Source organism: Paenibacillus durus (genome assembly GCF_000756615.1).
GTDB lineage: Bacteria > Bacillota > Bacilli > Paenibacillales > Paenibacillaceae > Paenibacillus_AQ > Paenibacillus_AQ durus.
Window position 1 is genome coordinate 3484253 of the sequence record NZ_CP009288.1, and the last position, 19294, is coordinate 3503546.

A 19294-nucleotide genomic window follows, 5' to 3' on the forward strand; every position below is an offset into this window, starting at 1 on the left:
AAGTATATCATAGAGTCAGAACAATTGAAGGAGTTGGAATTTATGAATGTAGCCGTTCTCGGAACAGGATTTGGAGCATATCATGCCAGCCTGCTGAAGTCGATGAATTTGTGTGAACGATTGGTCGTGTTCGGCAGGAACCCTGACAAGCTGGAGCAACTGGAGAAGGAGCTAAATGTAGAGATTGCCCGGGATATCGGCGAAATTTTGCGCGATCCGGACATTGATGTCATCGATTTATGCCTGCCTTCCTCTCTTCACTGCGAGATTGCGGTCAAGGCGCTTGAGCATGGAAAGCATGTGTTCTGCGAAACGCCCGTGTGCTGCTCTATGGAAGAGGCTGCGGCCATGCTGATTGCTGAAAGGCGCTGCGGCTCAAGAGTCCTCGTTAACCGTTTTATCCATTTTGACCCGGCTTACGCCTATTTACGCGAATCCTGCCTAAAGGGTACATACGGCAAGCTGCTGTCCCTCACCTTGAAAAGGGAAACGCCGCCGATCTGGGGCGACCTCGGTTTGGAGTCCCTCCCCGTCAATCTCATGATTCATGAGCTGGATTTTATTAGCGGAATTATGGATTGTCCTGAGTTAGTATCCGCCTGGGGAGCGGAATATGAGGACAAACGGCAGTCGCTGGTTCGGGCGTTCTTCCGGGAGGGAAGCACTTTTGCTGAGGTCATTTCTTCCTCGGGAATGCCTGATGAGTATCCGTTTACTGCCTTTTATGAAGCGTATTTCGAATCCGCCAAGCTGGTCTTTCACGAGAGTGACCGGAACGGCCGCTCCGAACCTCTGTTGATCGAGTACAGCGCCTCCGGAGAGCAGCGCCTTGTGCTGGAAGAGGCCAACCCTTACGCCAAAAGCCTGGAACACGCGCTGCAATGTTTCGGGCAGAAGAGCGATTCGCTCCTTTCTTTGGAGGGAGCCGCCAAGTCAATGGAGAGCGCGCTTAAAATTCGGCGACAAATAAAGCAAAAGTAGCTTGTGCTTTTCCAGGGATTAGTATATTCTGTTATAGACAACTTCATAGACACGGGAGCTCGGAAACAGCCGGGCTGAGAGGATGGCCATATGCCATCGACCGTAATACCTGATCTGGGTAATGCCAGCGGAGGAATCGTCACAGGCTTTGTATGTTCAAAGACCGCTTCTTTCGGATGCGGTCTTTTTTGCGTACCTGGCCTCCTCTGGCGCTTCATAATGAATTAGAGGAGGAAATGAAATGACAAGTCAAAGTCAAAAAGTGTACGTTAAGGGTTCTCGGGAGGATATTCGGGTGCCGATGCGCGAGATTACGCTGAGCGATACTGACGGGGTTGACGGCGCAACTCCTAATCCCCCTGTGAGGGTATATGACGCTAGCGGCCCTTATTCCGATACGCAGATGTGTACGGATATCCGAAAAGGACTCCTCCCGCTCCGTCATAGCTGGATATTGGAACGCGGCGATACCGAGGAATACGAGGGCCGGGATGTAAAGCCGGAAGATAACGGGCTGCGGAATTTGGAGCAGGACCCTAACGCGGAAATCTTTCCGGGACTCAAGCGGCGGCCACTGCGCGCCAAGAGCGGAGCCAATGTTACGCAAATGTACTATGCCCGTAAAGGGATCATCACGCCGGAAATGGAGTTCATCGCCATCCGCGAAAATGTCGATCCGGCGTTTGTACGGGACGAAGTCGCCAGCGGCAGAGCCATTATTCCTTGTAATATCAATCATCCGGAAAGCGAGCCGATGATCATCGGCCGGAACTTTCTTGTAAAAATTAACGCCAATATCGGAAACTCTGCGGTCTCCTCCTCAATCGATGAAGAAGTCGAGAAAATGCGCTGGGCTACCCATTGGGGCTCGGATACGATTATGGATCTTTCGACAGGCCGCCATATTCATACGACCCGGGAATGGATTATCCGCAACTCCCCGGTGCCTGTCGGCACGGTGCCGCTGTACCAGGCGCTGGAAAAGGTCGGCGGTAAGGCGCATGAGCTGAGCTGGGAAATTTACCGCGATACGCTGATTGAGCAGGCGGAACAGGGCGTCGACTACTTCACGATCCATGCGGGCGTACTGCTGCGTTATGTCCCATTGACCGCAAAACGGGTAACAGGCATTGTGTCCCGGGGCGGCTCGATCATGGCGGCCTGGTGCCTCGCCCATCATCAAGAGAACTTCCTGTATACCCATTTTGAGGAAATCTGCGAAATCATGAAGGCTTACGACATCGCGTTCTCTCTAGGAGACGGCCTGCGGCCGGGTTCCATCGCCGATGCCAATGACGAAGCGCAGTTCGCTGAGCTGGACACCCTTGGCGAGCTGACCGAAATTGCCTGGAAGCATGATGTGCAGGTCATGATTGAAGGACCGGGCCATGTCCCGATGCACAAGATTAAGGAAAATGTCGACCGCCAGATGGAAGTGTGCAAAGAGGCTCCATTTTACACGCTGGGGCCGCTCACGACGGATATTGCGCCGGGCTACGACCATATTACTTCCGCCATCGGCGCGGCGATGATCGGCTGGTTCGGCACCGCCATGCTCTGCTACGTGACGCCCAAAGAGCATCTGGGCCTCCCGAACAAGGACGATGTCCGCGAAGGCGTCATCGCCTATAAGATCGCGGCGCACGCGGCCGACCTGGCCAAAGGGCATCCCGGAGCCCAGGAGCGGGACGACGCGCTGTCCAAAGCCCGTTTCGAATTCCGCTGGAAGGACCAGTTCCAGCTGTCGCTCGACCCCGAGCGGGCGATCGAATATCACGACGAGACTTTGCCAGCAGAGGGCGCCAAGACGGCGCATTTCTGCTCCATGTGCGGACCGAAATTTTGCAGCATGAGAATTACTCAGGACATTCGGGAGTACGCCAAGCAGCATAATCTGGAGGACAGCGAAGCGATTGAGCGGGGAATGAAAGAGAAATCGCAGCAGTTTGCAGAGGCGGAGCATGGTTTGTATCTGTAATATGTGAGTGAACATTCCAGCTAGATGAGCGTTAACTCCCGAAAATAAGTTGAGTGACTAATCCATTTAGTGCATGAAGCGGCAGTCTAAGCAAAAATTTTAGACTGCCGCGTTTATTGAGCTAGCCTTTGACCCGAGATGATTTGATCTCTAGTGTCCCGTTAGAGCTTAAGCAGTAATACATTACCCGACTTCGTAAAGCCTTACTTTACTTTGTTCCTTGCCTGAATCCCACTGTGTACCATTCCATGTGGCAAAGCAGGCTCTGCCTTGTTCATTCACTAGAACTTTAAAAATCTGTCCCTTAAGCTTATGACGGGAAATGAGCTCAAGATTGGAATTCCACACTTCAAATGTGCTACTTCCTGTTTGAATATAAACATTTCCATTTTGATCAACATGCAAAAACCTAATGAACCCGTAACACTTCTTACTAGTACTTACATGCAACGGTTGAAGTTCGATCTTAAACAGCTCTCCCTCGAAAATATGTAAATAAATAATTTGGGAATGACGATCAATAATCGAATTAAAACTGGTATCATCAATTTCAATTTGATCCAATATTTCAAGTTGTTCACTCAAACAATACAAATGAGTTTGCTGTATACCATCTTTTTCTTGAGTGCAGCAATGATAAATACGGCCTTCACTGTCAAATAAGAATTTCTCCCAGTGACATCCTCCCCTTGTATCAAGAACTAAACTGGATTCGATCTGCCCCTGCCGATTTATTTTAACTACCATAGGTAATTCATCCGCTTTTTGTATATGAAAAAATAATTTATTTTGGTGAAGAGCGGGATTTACTTTCAAATATCCAACCTCAAACTCCCATATTTTTTCATTAGCTGCGTTACATTCAAACAAAACTTGCTTTTGACAGTAGGTTGAGTAGAGAGTTGATCCATCGGGAAAGTTAAGTAAGATATGTCTATTTTCCTCATTAGTCGCTTGCAATCTAGGCATGAGGCTTCCGTCGGATAGCAATTCATAAACATTGGAATCATCAACGAGATAGGAACCGTCTTTGCGGGGCAGTTGTACATCTGTTGAATCTGCTGTTTTTAATACGGGCATCCCTTCAAATTCTGTTATGAGTTGAAGCTTGGTTTTATTTTTTATCTTATTCTTTGCTTTCAAGTCTTCACAGTAAGCATTCACTATGCTCCTATCAAACTGTTTTAATCTTAATTCATTTTCAGGTATTTCGTTGGCATCATAGCTTATCCATAAATGGACACCTAGTAGATGCTCTAAAAGATAGACTTTCTCCTCCAGGTCATCACATTTAAATACTTCCTTTAAAAGTGGAGCAACTTCTTGATCCAACTCTAAGCTTTGTTGAAAACGTGTTGGATTCCCACGCTTTGCCTGATATCCATAAGCGTTATTGGTAATATCTGAAGTGACCATTTTTCCTTTATGAAATAAATGAAGAGCCAAAACATCATCGTCAAAGTAACCTACGGAGAGCACGACGTTCTCTATTTTTTTGGATAATCCACGGGCTATTTGTTCGATTTGACCCATCTGAAAATCCTCGCGCAAAACCGTAGTCCATCCCTCGGATAATACTCTAACAGAACAACCTGGCATATGTTCAATAACCTGTGCCGGCTCGAGATATCTGACGTGAATATTAGCGAATTTCGTTCCCATTAATTTTATTGGAACCTCCTTCTATTAGACAGCCAACCACAACTGTTTTTTAAGCCTGCAAATTTTTCTCATCCCCTCTCTTCACCCACAGCTTGGAAATATCCAGAAACCCAAACGAGCCGGTATGCAGGCCGAGCAGGCTCTGGCTGAGCTTCGCTCTTTTGTTGAGATGGCAGCCGTGGAGCATCCAGAAATTGTCCCGGGCAAGCTGTTCGGCTTGAAGCAGGCTGGCAACGCGTTTCTGCGGGGGAAGCTGAAAAACATCTTCCAGCTCGCGCTCCAATAAATCGGTATCCGCACGGCTTAACAATAGATGAAGGTAGTTCTGTTCATTTTTATAGAAATTCATCATCCCCCATTCCCAGTCATCTTCCAGCACCTCTTCCGCAAGGAGTAAATCGGCTTCCTGCAGAACATGCTCATGATCCCTGCTATCAAGCGGGTGCAGCACAAGGTTTAGTCCGACCACGCGGCATCTTTCTTGCAGCCATTCGGCTTCCTCGCTTTCCTCCTTCTTGGGTGGATAGGCGAGACGCAGCGGCTCACCGGCATATCCCGCACGGCGCAGCAGATCCGCGGCTTCGGCCAGATTTCTCTCCTCCACCCGCCGCTCTTTGCTGACCCAAGGCAGGAAGCTGTCCGCAGGTATGTAGCGGCTTCTCCCGAGTTCACGAATCAGGGCGACCCGGTCATATGCGATTCGTAGAGCTTCGCGGATTTCCTTCCGGTGGTGCACCCCTTTTCGATGCAAATTGAACACAATATACCGGCAGCCGAGCGCTGGATAGTCAATGCTGTTGTTATATTGATTCCAGGGCATCAGGTCTTCTGTATCCTCGCCGGAAAGCCCGTACTGCCGGTCATTGCCTGTCCTCTCCGGAAAAAACCAGATTTCCACCTTATCCAGCAGCGGCCGGATGGCGTAATAGTCATCAAATGCGGTAAGCGTAAGCACATCCTCATTCAGATTGGCCACACGGAAAGGACCGGTACCGACCGGAATTCCCGAGAAAGCGACGTCATTCGGTATAATGGACATATACAAGCTTCCAGTTAAATGTAAAAAGAACAGGTTCGGACGGCTTAGGCAAAAGCAAATTGTATAGTCGCCTTCCGTCCTCACCTCCTCAATGTCCCGGTACTGCCACAGCGAAGGGCTGTCCACTTGAATCAGCCTTTCCAATGTATATTTTACATCGCCGGCAGTTAATGTCCGTCCATGATGAAAGCGAACCCCTTTTCGCAGATAAAACGTCCAGCGGGTATAATCCTCACTGTTCTCCCACGTATGTGCAAGCCCCGGAACGAAGCTTCCGCTTGCGGCATCATAGCTCACCAGCGTATTGCAGACCTGCCCGATGATGTACCCTTCAAAAACCGTAAATACAAAGGCGGGGTCCAGCTTCTCCAAGCTGCGGTTCCGCATCATGCGCAGCACGTCTTGCCCCGAATTCGTTTCCGGTTCGCTGTGGAAGCCCATCTGCCGGTTGAGTTCGGTCCACAGCTTTTCTCTAAGGAGATTGCTCACCTCGGGCGCTCCGATCAGCTCAATCGCTTCCTTCATTTTTCCTTTGGCGAGCAGCTCCTGAAAAGTCTCTTCCAATATTTCTTCCATACTCCGTAAAAAAGTAAGCAATGATACATGCCCTCTTCCCCTGCCCGGCTTCCATGAGATCAGTGCTTTCTCCTCCAGCCGCCGCAAAATGAACTTCACGTTGCGGGGAGTGCAGCACAGCAGCCCGGACAATTGCTCTATCGTCACGCGAACCGGCTCTTCCGGTCTTTCGGAAGGCTGCAGAGCAGCTGCCAACCGCAAAAAATGAGCGTCGCTTAGTTCCACCTACCTCACTCCTTTAAAGGTGAAATCATTCCATGTAAGATTTCACTTTTCCTTCCCCTTTTTTGTATTACAATTATATCCATGTCCCAAGCCGGATGACAAGAAAAAGCTTTGAAGGAGAAACTCTATGAAACAAACGTTACGTCATGTCCATCCCCTCGCATGGACCATCATCATCGGGACTATGTTCGGAAGGCTGGTCACCTCGATGAGCATTCCCTTTCTTTCCATTTATTTGACCAAAGTACTGGGCGCATCGCCAACGCAGACGGGGCTGACTATAGCGGTCAGTTCGCTGGCCGGAGTCTCGGTATCTTTCTATGGCGGCTACATCTCGGATATTATCGGCCGCAAAAAAGTAATGCTCGCTTCCATTTTCTGCTGGGCCTCGGTATTCGTTGGCTTCGCTATGGCTGGACATCTGTGGGTGTTTCTGATTGTCAATACGCTTAACGGGTTATGCCGCGCCGTCTTCGAGCCAACCTCAAGGGCGCTGCTGTCGGATATTACGCCCGGAGAGCATAAGCTGCTGGTCTTTAATCTGCGTTATGCCGCCGTAAATCTGGGTGTCGTCTTCGGTCCGATCATCGGCCTGCAGCTCGGTTCGGCAAAGTCGACCTTTCCGTTTCTGATCACCGCCATTGTCTATATTGCCTATGGACTCGTGCTTGTTCTGCAGTTCGCCCTCCATGGCAAGAATTTGCCGGTGCGTTCCGTATCGAAGGCCCCCCGGCTGCGCGAAGCGCTCGCCGTAACAAGCAGGGACCGTGTGTTTCTGCCGATCCTCCTCGGTACGGTCTTTTGCGTGTTAGGTTACGGTCACTTCGGCTCGACACTGGCGCAGTATTTGGCGCTCAACACCCATTTTGCGGATGGCGGAAAAGCTTTCTCCTACATGCTGTCGCTAAATGCGATTACCGTGCTCATTGTCCAATATCCCGTTGTGCGGACAGCCCGCCATTTTCCCCCGGTCGTCCCGCTGATCCTCGGCAATGTATTCGTGTCGGCAGCTTTGATCCTGTTCGGTCTGGCCGGCGGCCTGCCTCTGCTTATGTTCAGCGTCGTGCTATTTACGATTGGCGAAGTGCTGCTGTTCACGATGATGGACATGCTCATTGACCGGGTCGCGAAGCCGGAATGGAAAGGGACTTACTTTGGAACCATCGGTTTCAACGGTTTAGGCAGTGTGATGGCGCCGATTCTCGGCGGCCTGCTGCTTGACCACTTGGGTCCGGAACACGGACCCGCAATATTCATCCCGCTGGCTCTCATGACAGCGGTCGGTCTACCCTTCCTTTTTACTGCGCACCGCCGTCTGACGGAGAGAGAACAATCCTCCAAAATACATAGGGCAGAATACAACGAACGGATAGGGTGACGATAGGCCAGAATTTTGAAAAAGGGATTTCGGACGGGCGCCTTGTGGCGCCCTTTTTCCGTTCTGGAAGTTTTGTTGGTGGGATGAATGTTTGGGATTTGGCGGTGTGGCAAGGGAAGTGATGAGTGATTCTTTTTTCTTTTATGAATTTTTCATATAGTGAAATAACATAAATTAGGGGCGATCAAAATTAGGGGATATATGTAAGTTGTTTTCGAGGATGGTACTAATCGTGCTTTTAGTTAACATAATATTTATTATGTAGACTTATTAATCCGATCAATCAAACTAAGCTCTCGAATCTATTCTGAATTTTTCATGTGTCTAAATATTAACATCAGGGTCGATCGAAGGCTGTGTATTCTCACCCCATTATAAAAGCCGTCCAAATGGACGGCTGGCTAATCCTATAGCTGAAGCGATTATTACTATCTTAGAGGACGGGCTCGCTGTATACTTTCTCCTCACGCTTGTTCAAAATATTTTCTTCCAGTACCGCGAATTTGTCGCCGTATTCTTTGATGATATGTCTCTCCCCCCATGCGCAGAGCGAATCGAGAATCGATTTAAGGCTCCAGCCGTACTCGCTCAGCTCATATTCCACCTTGGGCGGAACCTGATTGTAGCAGATTCGGTTGACGATGCCGCTCTCTTCCAATTCTCTAAGCTGTTGGGTCAGCATTTTTTGCGTGATTGCCGGCATTAGACGTTTCAGGTCACTCGTCCGTCTCTTACCATGCGTTAGATGGCACAGAATGACACATTTCCACTTCCCGCCGATGATTTCAAGGGTCGCTTCTACCGGAATATTATATTTCTTTTGAGTCATTGTTCATCTGCCTCCATAAAGAATTTGTCTTTCTATGGGTACTAAAAAGTACTTATAGCACTTAAAAGTACGTACTGTTCAATATTAATCGTTGGATACATAATAACACTACCGGCCGGTAATTGCCACATAGGAATACCGCATTTAATGCGGGCATTGCTATTGGGGCTTATCTAGGCGGGATTATCGCGGATATGCTCGGACTGATCTATACGGCATGGATCGGCGCGCTGATGGTAACTGCCGCAGCCCGCGCTCACTGCCTGGAGCCTGGTGCTGGTAAGAAACAAGAACTCGGTTCCCGAAACAGAAACAGCTCTTAAATAGACCATATGATCACTGGAGGATTTCAAAATGATTCATAATCTGCACAGCAAAGTAACACTTCAAGGCGGCGTTCAAATGCCCTGGTTCGGACTAGGCGTATTTCAAGTTGAGGAAGGCTCTGAGCTGGTCGAAGCGGTAAAATCGGCAATAAAGCACGGGTATCGCAGTATCGATACAGCGGCTATTTACGGCAATGAGAGCGGTGTTGGCCAAGGCATTCGCGAGGCTCTGTCCGAGAACAATCTTTCAAGAGAAGATCTGTTCATAACCTCAAAGGTCTGGAATTCCGATCTGGGATATGACGAAACGCTGGCCGCTTATGATACAAGCCTGAGCAAGCTGGGTCTTGATTATCTCGATCTTTACCTCATCCACTGGCCGGTAGCGGGCAAATATAAGGAAGCCTGGAGAGCGCTGGAGACTTTGTACAAAGAAGGCCGCGTTAAAGCGATCGGAGTGAGCAATTTCCAAATCCATCATCTGGAAGACCTGTTTGCGGACGCCGAGATTAAGCCTATGGTAAACCAGGTGGAGTTCCATCCTTATCTGACGCAAAAAGAACTGCTTAGCTTCACCCGGGAACATGGTATCCAACTGGAAGCCTGGGCGCCCTTAATGCAGGGCGGGCTGCTCTCTCAGCCGCTTCTGCAAGCAATAGCCGCAAAATACGGTAAATCGGTCCCTCAAATCATTTTGCGCTGGGATTTGCAGCACGGAGTCATTACCATCCCAAAGTCTACCAAAGAACATCGGATTATTGAAAATGCTTCGGTCTTCGACTTTGAACTGACTCAGGATGAGATGAACCAAATCGATGACCTGAACCAAAACCGTCGCGTCGGTCCCGACCCGGATAACTTTGATTTCTAATTACTTTGCAGCACTCCCCGCTTTTAGCATGCGAAAAGGCGGGGTTTTTTATATTCCGCATGAATTCTATTCTGAATTTTTCATATGATGAATTTCAAACATATTTAGTGAACCATCCTATTATTCTGTATTTGCAGCTCTAATGGAACGTAGATTACCTCATTTGGTTTACATAATATTTATTATGTTAAACCTTGATTATTTCGCCTGCCTCTCCGTTGTCCTTCTTCTTTTACCCGCCAAAATAATCATCTGGGTCAACCCGCCGGGAATGCTGCCGAGCAGCACCGTTTTGTAGTCGATCCCGGACAGCTTGGCTACGACGCCGGCAATCCCGGCGCACAATATGATTAACGCCGAGGTCATCATGAGCATGCTCGGCAGTTCAATGGAGATCTCTTTGAGCGCCGTCGCGGTCATCGCGAGTCCTATGGTATAGCCGACGATAATCATCCCCGTATTCCTCGCCGCAGGCGGCCAGACAAAATAGCCTTTTGTCACATTGGAACCGATCAGCGCCGCCATCATAGGTCCGAGCAGCCAAGGAATGGGCAGGCGCAGAAGCATGAACAAGACACCTCCGATGGCGCCGGTCAGCAGAGTAACAGCGAATCTGACATTCGGATTATTTCGTAATCGTTTCTGCATCCTTATCACAACCTCTTTCATCGCAGCAGCTTGAAAACGAAATTCTCGATCCGGTTCGTGTATAATCGGCCCCTGTCGCCGCTTTTGCCTGTCACCGCCCGGTAGACCAGCCTTTCCGCAAGCGACAGCTTGCTGAATTTCACTTCATTGCCCAGCACTTCTGCAGCCTTGGCTTTCAAACACAGGCTCTCCGGAAAGGAACGCAGCAGCTCCAGCCCGGCCTTATCCTCTGATTCGCCCGCACAAATGTAAAGACCGATTCGCTTGTCTGCCAGACCGGATTGCTCCCTGTCTATGAACTCGGACATTTGCTTCTGGATTTTCCCGTAATATATGGACCCGCCCAAAATAACGGTATCGAATCCGGCTAAGGAAGGCGAATAGTTATGCATTAGGTTGACGGTTTCCGTCCCTTCCCCCAACCGCGATCGCAAAGCCAGAGCCGCTTGTTCGGCGCAGCCATGCCGTGAAGTATAGAGAATAATGGCTTTCATGGGCTTTCTTCCTCTCTAAGAACATTTCTTATAAATGGCCAATCATAACCAGCGTCGTCTCCAGATAATGATTGATTAACCGTTCTTTCTGTTCCACGGGAAGGTCCTTCTCCACCGTCAGACGAAGGATCAGCCCGAACGCTCCGCTCCAGATCACCTGGGCCGTCCGCTCCAAATAATCTTCATCCTTCTCTTTCAGATGCCCGAAGCTGCAGAGCTGCCGGAAGAGCAAGTTTAGCGCCTCTCGCTCCGATGCAGCTCCCCGAAACAGCACAGCAGTATGGGACAGAACAGAAGGAGATTCGTTAAGCATAATATCACGGTAACGGACGCCGTCCGCAAGCGAAGTCTCAATAAAACGCCGCATCGTCTGCGCAAATACAAACTCCGGCTGTGTCTCCTTATTACTAATGGCATTCAGATCCGAGACCATCTCCAGATAGCCGTGCTTCAGCAGCTGTTCAATAATGGCTTCCTTGCCTGAAAAATAATGATAAATAATGCCCGGCGAATATTCGATATGCTTCGCAATCTTCCGGATAGATAAGCCGTCAAGTCCTTCTTCCGCCGCGATGAGACCTGCCGCATCCAAAATCGCCTGACGCATCTCATCCCGCTCGCGCTCCTGCCGCTCTTGTCGTTTCTTCATGGTTCGAGCCTCTCTTTAAATATTATTAAATAATGTTTAATGCGTTGAACAGTGTTCAGTATAAGACTTGCCCGGATTACTGTCAAATAGCTTTTTCCTATCCTATCCATGTCTAGCCTGCTGATTGAACAGAAAAAAAGGCAACCCGGTTAAATACCGGATTGCCGTACCTGCTCCTGTCTGTTTATTTATTGACCCTGCCGACTTTCAGGGTGCTGAAATATTGGCTCGGGTTGCCCTGCCGCGAATTGTATCTTTCCTGGAAAGCCCCGTTCGTATATTCGCCAATAACCCTGTGCCAGAAGCTGCGGGCGGGCGAGTTGGCGCGGATCTGGGATACTTTCCAATCGCCGGGGAACATATCGAACAGCAGATGTGCCGCCCATGTTCCGACCCCAGAACGGCGGTATTTGGGCATAACAAAAAACTCCGTCATGTAAAACTGTCCTTCGCTGCTTCGCAGCAGGCGGTCCACGAGCGCAAAGCCTGCCGGATGATCGTCGCAAGTAATAAGATAAGCATATTTGTTATGGCCGCTGTTCCAGTAGGCATCCAGACCCGGATATGCAGGGTACTCGCCATCCCGGTTCACATCCAGGTCCAGATATCGTGTAAAGTCGTATAAATAGAACTGCATCAGTCTGCTGATCATCTGCTTCCGTTCGGCAGGAACGAGTTCGAGTCCAAGTTCCAAAGGATTCACCTCTGCTTGTTTCTTTTTTGCTATTATTTCACATGATATAACTTTGAACCATCCGGAGCAAGGCGGGCCGCCAAAAGAAAATCCAGCCGGAACATGTTAAAATAGTAGGCAGAACGAAGAATCTCGAATAAAGGTGACCTCATGAACATTCAAAAACTGAGCGATCGAAAACATCTGGAGCAAAAGCTGCCGTCGATGCCCTGGTTCGTACAGCAGTTTATCGATTACAAGCTGCCGGACCTCTCTCCCTCCACCCTGCTGGAATACGTGCGGGATTATGAATCCTTTTTCGGTTGGCTGCGCGCGGAAGGATTGTCGCAGGCTGAAAGCAACGCAGAGATTACTCTGCTTGATCTGGAGACACTCCATATGGACAGCATTGTCAGCTACCGGCTGCACCTTACCACGCGAACGGAAGGCACGAATTCAAAAATTACCGTTTCAAGGAAGCTGTCCGCCCTCCGCTCCCTGTTTCATTATCTCAGCCAGATCGCCGAAGACGAGAACTTCTATCCCTTGCTGAAGCGCAACATCATGGCGAAGGTTGAGATCAAGCGCATTCACAAGCCGAAGGATACCGCAGCCAAACTGAAGGGGAAAATACTGGAGGAGGAGGAGCTGCTCGAATTTGTCGGCTATATCCTAGATGGCTATGGACGCGATGTGGAAGGCAATAAGCAGGCGTATTACGCTTTCCAGTTGAACCGCGAACGGGATGCCTGCATTGCAGGTCTTATCCTTAACTCAGGGCTGCGCGTATCGGAAATCGTCAATATGAATATGGACGACCTGGATCTGAACAACAAGCTGCTGTATGTGTTCCGCAAAGGCCATAATGACGAGACCTTTAAGACGCCTGTATACTTCCGCGAGCAGGCCAAGGATGATCTGCAGCTGTATTTGAGCCTCCGGCAGTCTCGCTACAACACGCCCAAGAAGGAAAAGGCGCTGTTCGTGACGAAGCCCAACGGGAGCCAGGAAGGCAAGCGGATGACCAAACGCGCCATTCAGGCAATGATCATCAAGTACGCCAAGCGCTTTGGCAAGCCCTTCTTAACCGTTCACAAGCTGCGGCATTCTTTCGCTACCGACTATTATTTGCAGAACGACATTTACAAGACCAAAGAGCAGCTCGGGCACGCTTCCACCGATACGACCGAGGTATATGCCCACTTGACCGACAAGACGATGTCCGAAGCCATTGAGCGGCGGCTCGAATCGTGACCCAATCGGCGGCTTCGCCGTATCCGGCCAGGATGCGCGGAAGCCGCCTTTTTCCGTTCGATGAACAGCTGCAGGCGACCTGAGCAGGTACAGCTTTTGGCGGACATGCTGGATTATGCGGCGGTTTGTTGTTTATTATTGTGAATTTTTCATATATTGAAATTTTGAAAAAAGATTCGTTCCCGCCATAAAAATTCGGCGATTTCGGACGTATCGTTGATCCCAAACCACCTCTGCCCAGGCGGAAGATATTCCGCGATAACCTCGGGAAGTTCTCCCCAGATTGCAGACGCCGTCACTCCAGACAGCCGTGAAGACAGTTCCAAGTCCGCTTCATTCCGTAACAGCACGATCTTGGGGTAGGATTCTTCCTTAAAGCCTTCCACAAGCACATAATCATAATGCATAAAAGCCTTTATCAATTCCTCCAGCTCTCTGCTCCTGGATTCAAATATAAAGGACTGTTCATTCCCCGTAATAGCGACTGCCCCGGCCCCCGCCTCCCGCTGCCGCCATGTATCGGTTCCCGGCCGATCCGTCTCAAAGCCGTGGACATCATGTTTAATGACGGCAACGCTGCAACCCTTGGCTTTAAGCAGCCGGATCAATTCGCAAATAAGCGTTGTTTTACCGCTGTTTTTGTAGCCGACAACCTGGCAGACCGCAGGCCGGAGGGATGATGTCTCACTCCCCAAGGTCCTGTCCGCACTGTAGCTTTGAAAGTCCGCATGAGCGCCGGAAACGGGCAAAGGCACGGATGCAGAAGTTTTCCTCACACACCCGGATCGCCGAAATCCCCTGCCAGAGTCCATTCTCCTGCTCCGCAAAGGCTTCCTCATGGCAGCCTAATCACCCGGACCTTCGTCCCGGCGGCTAATCCGCGTTCTTCGGGAGGGACGATGATCAGGCAATCGCTGTCCTTGATCGTAACCATGGCAGACGATTCGTCGATTACGGCAGGATGGGCATAGACGCTCCCGTCACGTACCTCCAGACGGGCCCGCACAAAGCGGGTATAATTATTGACCTTAGCATAGTCGGCGCCAAGGATCACCGTCCACTCCGGAAGGAATGGCTCTGCCGCCCCCTGCATGTTAGCGATGGCCGGACGGGCGAACAGCTGGAAGCCGACAAAACAGGCACCGGGATTTCCGGAAAACGCAAGCAGTACCTTCCCGCCCCGTACCGCAGCCGTCGTGACGCTGCCTGGCCGCATGGCGACTTTATTGAACAGCATGTCCCCCGCTTCTTCGCGTACCAGGTCGCCCATAATATCGTAATCGCCGACCGAAACCCCTCCGGTCGTAATCACCAGGTCGTAAGTTTCCAGAGCCATTTGCACCTTGCCCCGGGCAAGATCAAGATCGTCAGCAATGGCGCCAAGCATCACCGGTTCGCCCCCTGCTTCTCTGACCAGCGCCTCCAGCATCGGGGAGTTGCTGTTGCGGATTTTGCCGGGCTGAAGCGGCTCCTTCACATCCAGCAGTTCGCTGCCTGTAGCGAATACAGCGACCTTTGGCCTGCGGATAACCGGTACTCCGGGTATGCCGAACGCCGCCAGCACGGCGATATCTCCTGCCGCAATCTTACGGCCAGCCGGCAGCACGGACTCGCCCTCGCTTATCTCCAGTCCGCGTGGTGTTATATTGCGGCCGCTTGCAATCGGCTTGTGAATGCCGACATGGGGAATGCCGTCAAGCTCGCGGGTCTCCGTCGCCTCCAGCATGACGACGGCGTCGGCGCCATCCGGCACCTGCGCCCCGGTCATAATCCGCGCCGCCGTTCCAGGGATAATCGCCCCGGAAGGCACCGAGCCGCAGGGGATGTTGTCGACTACTTTCAGCCACACTGTCCCGCCTTCGCGGCAGTTCTCCGTATCCGCGGCGACTACAGCATAGCCGTCCATTCCCGAACGGTTGAATGCGGGGACAGGATGCGTAGCCGCTATATTCTCCGCTAAATATCGCCCCTGAGCCTCTTCAAGCGGAACGGTTTCGCTCTCGAGCCGTACGGCATAAGCCAGGATTCTCTTCTGAGCATCCTGTACCTGCAGCGCCTTTCGCCCAAACTTATTGTCTACTGATTCCCGGTTTGCCATTACTTGTCCCTCCCGATTCTGTTCTCAATCTCATGCAACCACCCAAATATTGCCGAGCGTAGATTTCTCGCTATATTGTATCACACAGAGGGTGATGTTCCGAGTCCAGCAGACGACGCATTGGCAGCTTAGACACAGAAAAAGCAGGAATACGCGAAGGCATTCCTGCTTGTCGTTTTATCCTGCTTTCAAATTTGGATTCAGGACGCTTACGCGCCCCGGATTACTCTCACATCGCCGGGAATGATTTTTTCTCCTTCATACAGCATAAAGCGCCCGTTCTGCCATTCGATCCGGAGCAGTTGCCCTTCATCCGACTGGTACTGCCAGACATGCTGGTCGCCCGCGTTCATAAAAGGTGTCTGTCCGGCGGCTGACACATGGCCTTCATACTCTTCCTCCAGATAATATACGATATCATCCAATTCCATCGTGGCGGGAACCTCAGACAGACTATCCAGCCGACCGTCGATTGCCTTGTACAGCGCATATCGCAGCTCTTCCCTCTGCTCAATATGCAAATAGGCGATTGCCGTGCCATCGCGAAGCGTCAGCAGCGCTGCATTCCGGCTGAAATTGCTTACACGCCCCGTCACCTCGTAGGTGACAAGCGAGACTTCGCAAATATCGCCGGGCGCCAGCTGCAGCATGCTCTTTTCCCGCAGCGGCGGTTCATCCTTCGCGAATAGATTGCCAATACGCTTCCATATACTCATCAAGGTATCCTCCCTCTCATGAACACGTCAGTGCAAAACGAAGGAGAAACAGCGCCGCCGTCTCTCCTTCGCCTGCATACCCGAACCGCTAACCTATGCGGGAGTACCCGTTATTGTTTCTCGTACTGCTTCATCAAGGCGGCGAGTTCGTCTTCCACTCCCTGGTCCTTGTTCAGCTTCTCGAACTCTTCATCCAGCGATTTGCCCCGAGTGCTCATCTCGTTGCTTGCTTCCGCCTGCGCTTCGGCCTGGAGCATCTTCTCCTCCATCCGTTTCAGTCCGGCGGAAGCGGAATCGGAGCTGAACCCGCTCATCGCTTTATTGATTTCGGTCTGTGCCTTTGCAGCATTATAGCGGGCGACCAGCGTCTCGCGCTTGCTCTTCATCTGGTTCAGCTGCTTGCGCATTTCTTCCAGCTTCGCCCGCAGATTGTCCGCAGAAGCCTTGTTCTGGTCGTAGCTGGTCTTGTATTCCGTCAGCTTGCCTTCGGCGGTCTTCTTCTCTTCCAGAGCCCGGCGGGCGAGATCGGCGTTGCCTGCCTGCGCAGCGGTATGCGCCTGCTGGTTGCGCTTGTTCACCAGCGCTTCCTGCTCTTCGTAAAGCTGCTTGAATTTCTTCTCGATAGCGATTTGGGCGGCTACCGCTTTCTCCGCATCCTCCAGGTCCTCTGTCATGTCACGGATGTATTGGTCGGTCATCTTGATCGGATCTTCAGCTTTGTCAATGATTGCATTGATATTGGACAGGGTTAAATCGCGCAATCGTTTAAAAATCGACATGGTTCATTCCTCCAAAAGATGGTTTATTAATGCTCGTTGATATGATGTACGCAAGAAAAAGCGGGCGCGTTTCATTTTTTAAGCTTATCCGCCAAATATTGTTCTACCTTGCGCTCTACAATCTCTACCACCCGTGCGATTTGTTCTTTGGAGAGATCGTCGTAATGAATTCCCATGACAACCGTTACCGTTCTGTTCAGCGCCTCGGCCACTTTGACGGCGACCGATTCGCTAATGGTATGCTCCTTATGCCCGGGCACGGCCGAAGTCGTCGCCGAAACGCCATTCTCTCCGGCGTAGGCGGTGCTGGCAGCGCCAATATGCCGGACTCCGCCTGTAATCAGCAGCAGAATATCTTGTCCCACTGCCGTTTCGGACAACAGGATATCTCCCGGATCAAAGGCTCCCGAAGACACGGGCATTCCCTCCCCTATTTATTAACCGTATGTTAAACAATACCCCGTATTTCATCCAGAGAAGCTATATTCTCTTCGATCATAAACTGGCGGAGGTCTCTAAGCAAGTCTTGACCCGCACGCATATTCATAAAGTTATAGGTGCCCACCTGAACCACGGCTGCTCCCGCCATAATGAATTCGACGATATCTGTCGCAGAGGTTATTCCGCCCATACCGATAACCGGTATATCCACCCTTTTGGCCACTTGATTCACCATTCGCAGCGCGATCGGCTTAATTGCCGGACCGGACAGCCCTGCGTACAGATTGTTGAACACGCTGCGCCGGCGCCGCACGTCGATTTTCATTCCGGAGATTGTATTGATAAGTGATACGGCGTCCGCCCCTTCTTCCTGGCACATAAGCGCCATATCGGCGATATCTTCCGCATTCGGCGACAGCTTGACCGACAGAGGCAGGCTCGTCGCCTGCCGCACGGCCCGCACCAGCTCACGCGCGTCACAGGTTCGGATGCCGAAGGCGATCCCGCCTTCTTTTACATTCGGGCAGGAAATGTTCAGTTCGATCATGTCAACGGCTTTGCGGCCGCGCGTATCGGCGTCCTTCTGAATCAGCTCCGCTCCGGCGACGTAATCCTCAAAAGTATTTCCCCCGAGGTTCACGATCCGGACGGTGTCCAGCGTCTCCCAGTACGCACATTCTTTGTCCAAAAAGGCGGCAACTCCCGGATTCTCCAGCCCGACGCTGTTCAGCATTCCCGATGCCGTCTCATACACACGGGTTCCCTGGTTCCCCGCCTTGGGCTGAAGCGTCAGTCCCTTGCCTGAAATGCCGCCGAGTTCGTTCACATCATAATATTTGGCATACTCCTTGCCGAAGCCGAAGGTTCCCGAAGCCATGACGATCGGGTTCTTGAACGTGACGCCGGCAATGCGTGTGCTCAAATCGGCTTCCGTATTTCTAGATGAAGAATCTCCGATATTAATCATGGAATATGACCTCCTCCGCCAAAAATACCGGCCCGTCCGCACAGGCTTTCCGCTGCCCGTCCTTACAGGATACGCTGCAGACGAGGCACGCCCCGATTCCGCAGGCCATGCGGTTCTCCAGCGACAAATACACGTTCACCGGACTTCCCGAGGTAGCCGCAGCGATCCCTTTAAGCTGGGCCGCTTTAAGCATCGGATGCGGTCCGCATACGAAAATATGGTCATACTCTGCAAAATCGACATTATCTAAAATAAGACCGCCGACATCGACCGTTAGTTTTGCCGCATAGGGACGGAACTCCTCCGTCCGAAAAGGCTCGCGGCTGAAGCCAAGGTATACGTCGCAGCCGGGAATCTCCCGGGCGCAATACAGCAGCGGCGCGATGCCGATGCCCCCTCCGACTAACGCAACCCGTCCTGTAACTGCGGGAAAGCCGCTGCCGAAAGGTCCTTCCAGATTAATGGAGTCGCCGGGAGTCAGCTGAGCGAACAGCTCGGTGCCTTCCCCTACAACATGATACAAAAATTCAATGCCATCGTCTGCCACCTGATGTATGCTCAGCGGTCTGGACAGGACAGGATAGGCTCCCCATGCCCGCAGCATGTAGAATTGACCCATCTCGCCGCCGTATTCTCCACTCACCCGGAGATGGTAAACATTATCCGCCAGCCGCTCGTTACTTATAACCGTCCCCACTGTATCAAGCTCC

General features: G+C 51.1%; 19 protein-coding genes, 1 pseudogene and 1 riboswitch. Of the genes and pseudogenes, 6 read left to right on the forward strand and 14 right to left on the reverse strand.

The genetic code is table 11. From position 1 onward, the window contains the following. Window positions 1–42 precede the first annotated feature (42 nt). Together PDUR_RS14750 and thiC are read left to right on the forward strand one after the other, a co-directional pair. The gene (locus tag PDUR_RS14750; protein WP_042206931.1) at window positions 43–981 is read left to right on the forward strand and encodes a Gfo/Idh/MocA family protein; all 939 of its coding nucleotides are present in this window, start codon (window positions 43–45) and stop codon (window positions 979–981) included. Between the two features lie 41 nt (window positions 982–1022). Continuing rightward, window positions 1023–1136, forward strand: a riboswitch (TPP riboswitch). An 86-nt stretch (window positions 1137–1222) separates the two neighbouring features. After that, complete coding sequence (gene thiC / locus PDUR_RS14755; RefSeq protein WP_042206932.1) at window positions 1223–2959, forward strand: phosphomethylpyrimidine synthase ThiC; 1737 nt, start codon at window positions 1223–1225, stop codon at window positions 2957–2959. A 183-nt stretch (window positions 2960–3142) separates the two neighbouring features. Here the strand turns inward: thiC and PDUR_RS14760 are convergent, their stop codons facing one another. Together PDUR_RS14760 and PDUR_RS14765 are read right to left on the reverse strand one after the other, a co-directional pair. After that, the gene (locus PDUR_RS14760) at window positions 3143–4621 is read right to left on the reverse strand and encodes a hypothetical protein (protein WP_042206933.1); all 1479 of its coding nucleotides are present in this window, start codon (window positions 4619–4621) and stop codon (window positions 3143–3145) included. 49 nt (window positions 4622–4670) lie between these two features. After that, on the reverse strand, window positions 4671–6461 hold the full coding sequence (locus PDUR_RS14765) for an ABC transporter substrate-binding protein (RefSeq protein WP_042206934.1): 1791 nt from the start codon (window positions 6459–6461) through the stop codon (window positions 4671–4673). 127 nt (window positions 6462–6588) lie between these two features. Between PDUR_RS14765 and PDUR_RS14770 the strand changes: the two genes are divergently transcribed. Continuing rightward, window positions 6589–7839 (forward strand): MDR family MFS transporter, encoded by a 1251-nt coding sequence (locus PDUR_RS14770; protein WP_042206935.1) that lies wholly within the window; start codon window positions 6589–6591, stop codon window positions 7837–7839. Window positions 7840–8272: 433 nt separating this feature from the next. Here PDUR_RS14770 and PDUR_RS14775 read toward each other — a convergent pair whose 3' ends face one another. Next, window positions 8273–8668 (reverse strand): winged helix-turn-helix transcriptional regulator, encoded by a 396-nt coding sequence (locus PDUR_RS14775; protein WP_042206936.1) that lies wholly within the window; start codon window positions 8666–8668, stop codon window positions 8273–8275. A gap of 140 nt (window positions 8669–8808) precedes the next feature. Here PDUR_RS14775 and PDUR_RS28175 point away from each other — a divergent pair. Continuing rightward, window positions 8809–8995, forward strand: a pseudogene (locus tag PDUR_RS28175) (MFS transporter); the annotation flags it as partial. 27 nt (window positions 8996–9022) lie between these two features. After that, window positions 9023–9865 (forward strand): aldo/keto reductase, encoded by an 843-nt coding sequence (locus tag PDUR_RS14780; RefSeq protein ID WP_042206937.1) that lies wholly within the window; start codon window positions 9023–9025, stop codon window positions 9863–9865. A gap of 198 nt (window positions 9866–10063) precedes the next feature. On the opposite strand, the gene PDUR_RS14785 is transcribed toward PDUR_RS14780, so the two are convergent. From PDUR_RS14785 to PDUR_RS14800, 4 genes are all read right to left on the reverse strand, one after another. Continuing rightward, window positions 10064–10513, reverse strand: a complete 450-nt coding sequence (locus tag PDUR_RS14785; protein WP_052410235.1) for an AbrB family transcriptional regulator — start codon at window positions 10511–10513, stop codon at window positions 10064–10066. A gap of 17 nt (window positions 10514–10530) precedes the next feature. After that, window positions 10531–11007 carry a flavodoxin domain-containing protein gene (locus PDUR_RS27335; RefSeq protein ID WP_052410236.1) on the reverse strand — a complete coding sequence of 159 codons (477 nt, stop codon included), beginning with the start codon at window positions 11005–11007 and terminating at the stop codon, window positions 10531–10533. Window positions 11008–11035: 28 nt separating this feature from the next. Then, the gene (locus PDUR_RS14795; protein ID WP_042206938.1) at window positions 11036–11656 is read right to left on the reverse strand and encodes a TetR/AcrR family transcriptional regulator; all 621 of its coding nucleotides are present in this window, start codon (window positions 11654–11656) and stop codon (window positions 11036–11038) included. Window positions 11657–11840: 184 nt separating this feature from the next. After that, window positions 11841–12350 (reverse strand): GNAT family N-acetyltransferase, encoded by a 510-nt coding sequence (locus tag PDUR_RS14800; protein WP_081949535.1) that lies wholly within the window; start codon window positions 12348–12350, stop codon window positions 11841–11843. Between the two features lie 150 nt (window positions 12351–12500). On the opposite strand from PDUR_RS14800, the gene xerS reads away from it, so the two are divergent. After that, a complete protein-coding gene (xerS, locus tag PDUR_RS14805) occupies window positions 12501–13583 on the forward strand; it encodes a tyrosine recombinase XerS (protein ID WP_042206940.1) in 1083 nt (360 codons plus the stop codon). Between the two features lie 149 nt (window positions 13584–13732). On the opposite strand, the gene mobB is transcribed toward xerS, so the two are convergent. The 7 genes from mobB to PDUR_RS14840 form a co-directional block, all read right to left on the reverse strand. After that, window positions 13733–14359 carry a molybdopterin-guanine dinucleotide biosynthesis protein B gene (gene mobB / locus PDUR_RS14810; RefSeq protein WP_233277380.1) on the reverse strand — a complete coding sequence of 209 codons (627 nt, stop codon included), beginning with the start codon at window positions 14357–14359 and terminating at the stop codon, window positions 13733–13735. Between the two features lie 59 nt (window positions 14360–14418). Beyond that, window positions 14419–15681, reverse strand: a complete 1263-nt coding sequence (locus PDUR_RS14815; protein ID WP_042206941.1) for a molybdopterin molybdotransferase MoeA — start codon at window positions 15679–15681, stop codon at window positions 14419–14421. 209 nt (window positions 15682–15890) lie between these two features. Beyond that, the gene (locus PDUR_RS14820) at window positions 15891–16397 is read right to left on the reverse strand and encodes a DUF4178 domain-containing protein (RefSeq protein WP_042206942.1); all 507 of its coding nucleotides are present in this window, start codon (window positions 16395–16397) and stop codon (window positions 15891–15893) included. 110 nt (window positions 16398–16507) lie between these two features. After that, entirely contained in the window at window positions 16508–17176 is a 669-nt protein-coding gene (locus PDUR_RS14825; protein ID WP_042206943.1) for a PspA/IM30 family protein, read from the reverse strand. 71 nt (window positions 17177–17247) lie between these two features. Further along, complete coding sequence (gene lpdD, locus PDUR_RS14830; protein WP_081949537.1) at window positions 17248–17592, reverse strand: prenylated flavin chaperone LpdD; 345 nt, start codon at window positions 17590–17592, stop codon at window positions 17248–17250. Window positions 17593–17624: 32 nt separating this feature from the next. Continuing rightward, window positions 17625–18584, reverse strand: a complete 960-nt coding sequence (locus tag PDUR_RS14835; RefSeq protein WP_081949538.1) for a dihydroorotate dehydrogenase — start codon at window positions 18582–18584, stop codon at window positions 17625–17627. After that, the gene (locus PDUR_RS14840; protein WP_042206945.1) at window positions 18577–19281 is read right to left on the reverse strand and encodes a dihydroorotate dehydrogenase electron transfer subunit; all 705 of its coding nucleotides are present in this window, start codon (window positions 19279–19281) and stop codon (window positions 18577–18579) included. Before PDUR_RS14840 ends, PDUR_RS14835 begins: the two co-directional genes overlap by 8 nt. Between the last annotated feature and the right edge of the window lie 13 nt (window positions 19282–19294).

What these genes read in the sequence shown, in the direction of transcription:
- PDUR_RS14815 (WP_042206941.1), bottom strand. Translation starts at nt 15,681, where the DNA reads ATGGCAAACCGGGAATCAGTAGACAATAAGTTTGGGCGAAAGGCGCTG.
- PDUR_RS14820 (WP_042206942.1), bottom strand. Translation starts at nt 16,397, where the DNA reads ATGAGTATATGGAAGCGTATTGGCAATCTATTCGCGAAGGATGAACCG.
- PDUR_RS14795 (WP_042206938.1), bottom strand. Translation starts at nt 11,656, where the DNA reads ATGAAGAAACGACAAGAGCGGCAGGAGCGCGAGCGGGATGAGATGCGT.
- xerS (WP_042206940.1), top strand. Translation starts at nt 12,501, where the DNA reads ATGAACATTCAAAAACTGAGCGATCGAAAACATCTGGAGCAAAAGCTG.
- PDUR_RS14825 (WP_042206943.1), bottom strand. Translation starts at nt 17,176, where the DNA reads ATGTCGATTTTTAAACGATTGCGCGATTTAACCCTGTCCAATATCAAT.
- PDUR_RS14780 (WP_042206937.1), top strand. Translation starts at nt 9,023, where the DNA reads ATGATTCATAATCTGCACAGCAAAGTAACACTTCAAGGCGGCGTTCAA.
- PDUR_RS14750 (WP_042206931.1), top strand. Translation starts at nt 43, where the DNA reads ATGAATGTAGCCGTTCTCGGAACAGGATTTGGAGCATATCATGCCAGC.
- PDUR_RS14760 (WP_042206933.1), bottom strand. Translation starts at nt 4,621, where the DNA reads ATGGGAACGAAATTCGCTAATATTCACGTCAGATATCTCGAGCCGGCA.
- PDUR_RS14835 (WP_081949538.1), bottom strand. Translation starts at nt 18,584, where the DNA reads ATGATTAATATCGGAGATTCTTCATCTAGAAATACGGAAGCCGATTTG.
- PDUR_RS14775 (WP_042206936.1), bottom strand. Translation starts at nt 8,668, where the DNA reads ATGACTCAAAAGAAATATAATATTCCGGTAGAAGCGACCCTTGAAATC.
- PDUR_RS27335 (WP_052410236.1), bottom strand. Translation starts at nt 11,007, where the DNA reads ATGAAAGCCATTATTCTCTATACTTCACGGCATGGCTGCGCCGAACAA.
- thiC (WP_042206932.1), top strand. Translation starts at nt 1,223, where the DNA reads ATGACAAGTCAAAGTCAAAAAGTGTACGTTAAGGGTTCTCGGGAGGAT.
- PDUR_RS14785 (WP_052410235.1), bottom strand. Translation starts at nt 10,513, where the DNA reads ATGCAGAAACGATTACGAAATAATCCGAATGTCAGATTCGCTGTTACT.
- PDUR_RS14770 (WP_042206935.1), top strand. Translation starts at nt 6,589, where the DNA reads ATGAAACAAACGTTACGTCATGTCCATCCCCTCGCATGGACCATCATC.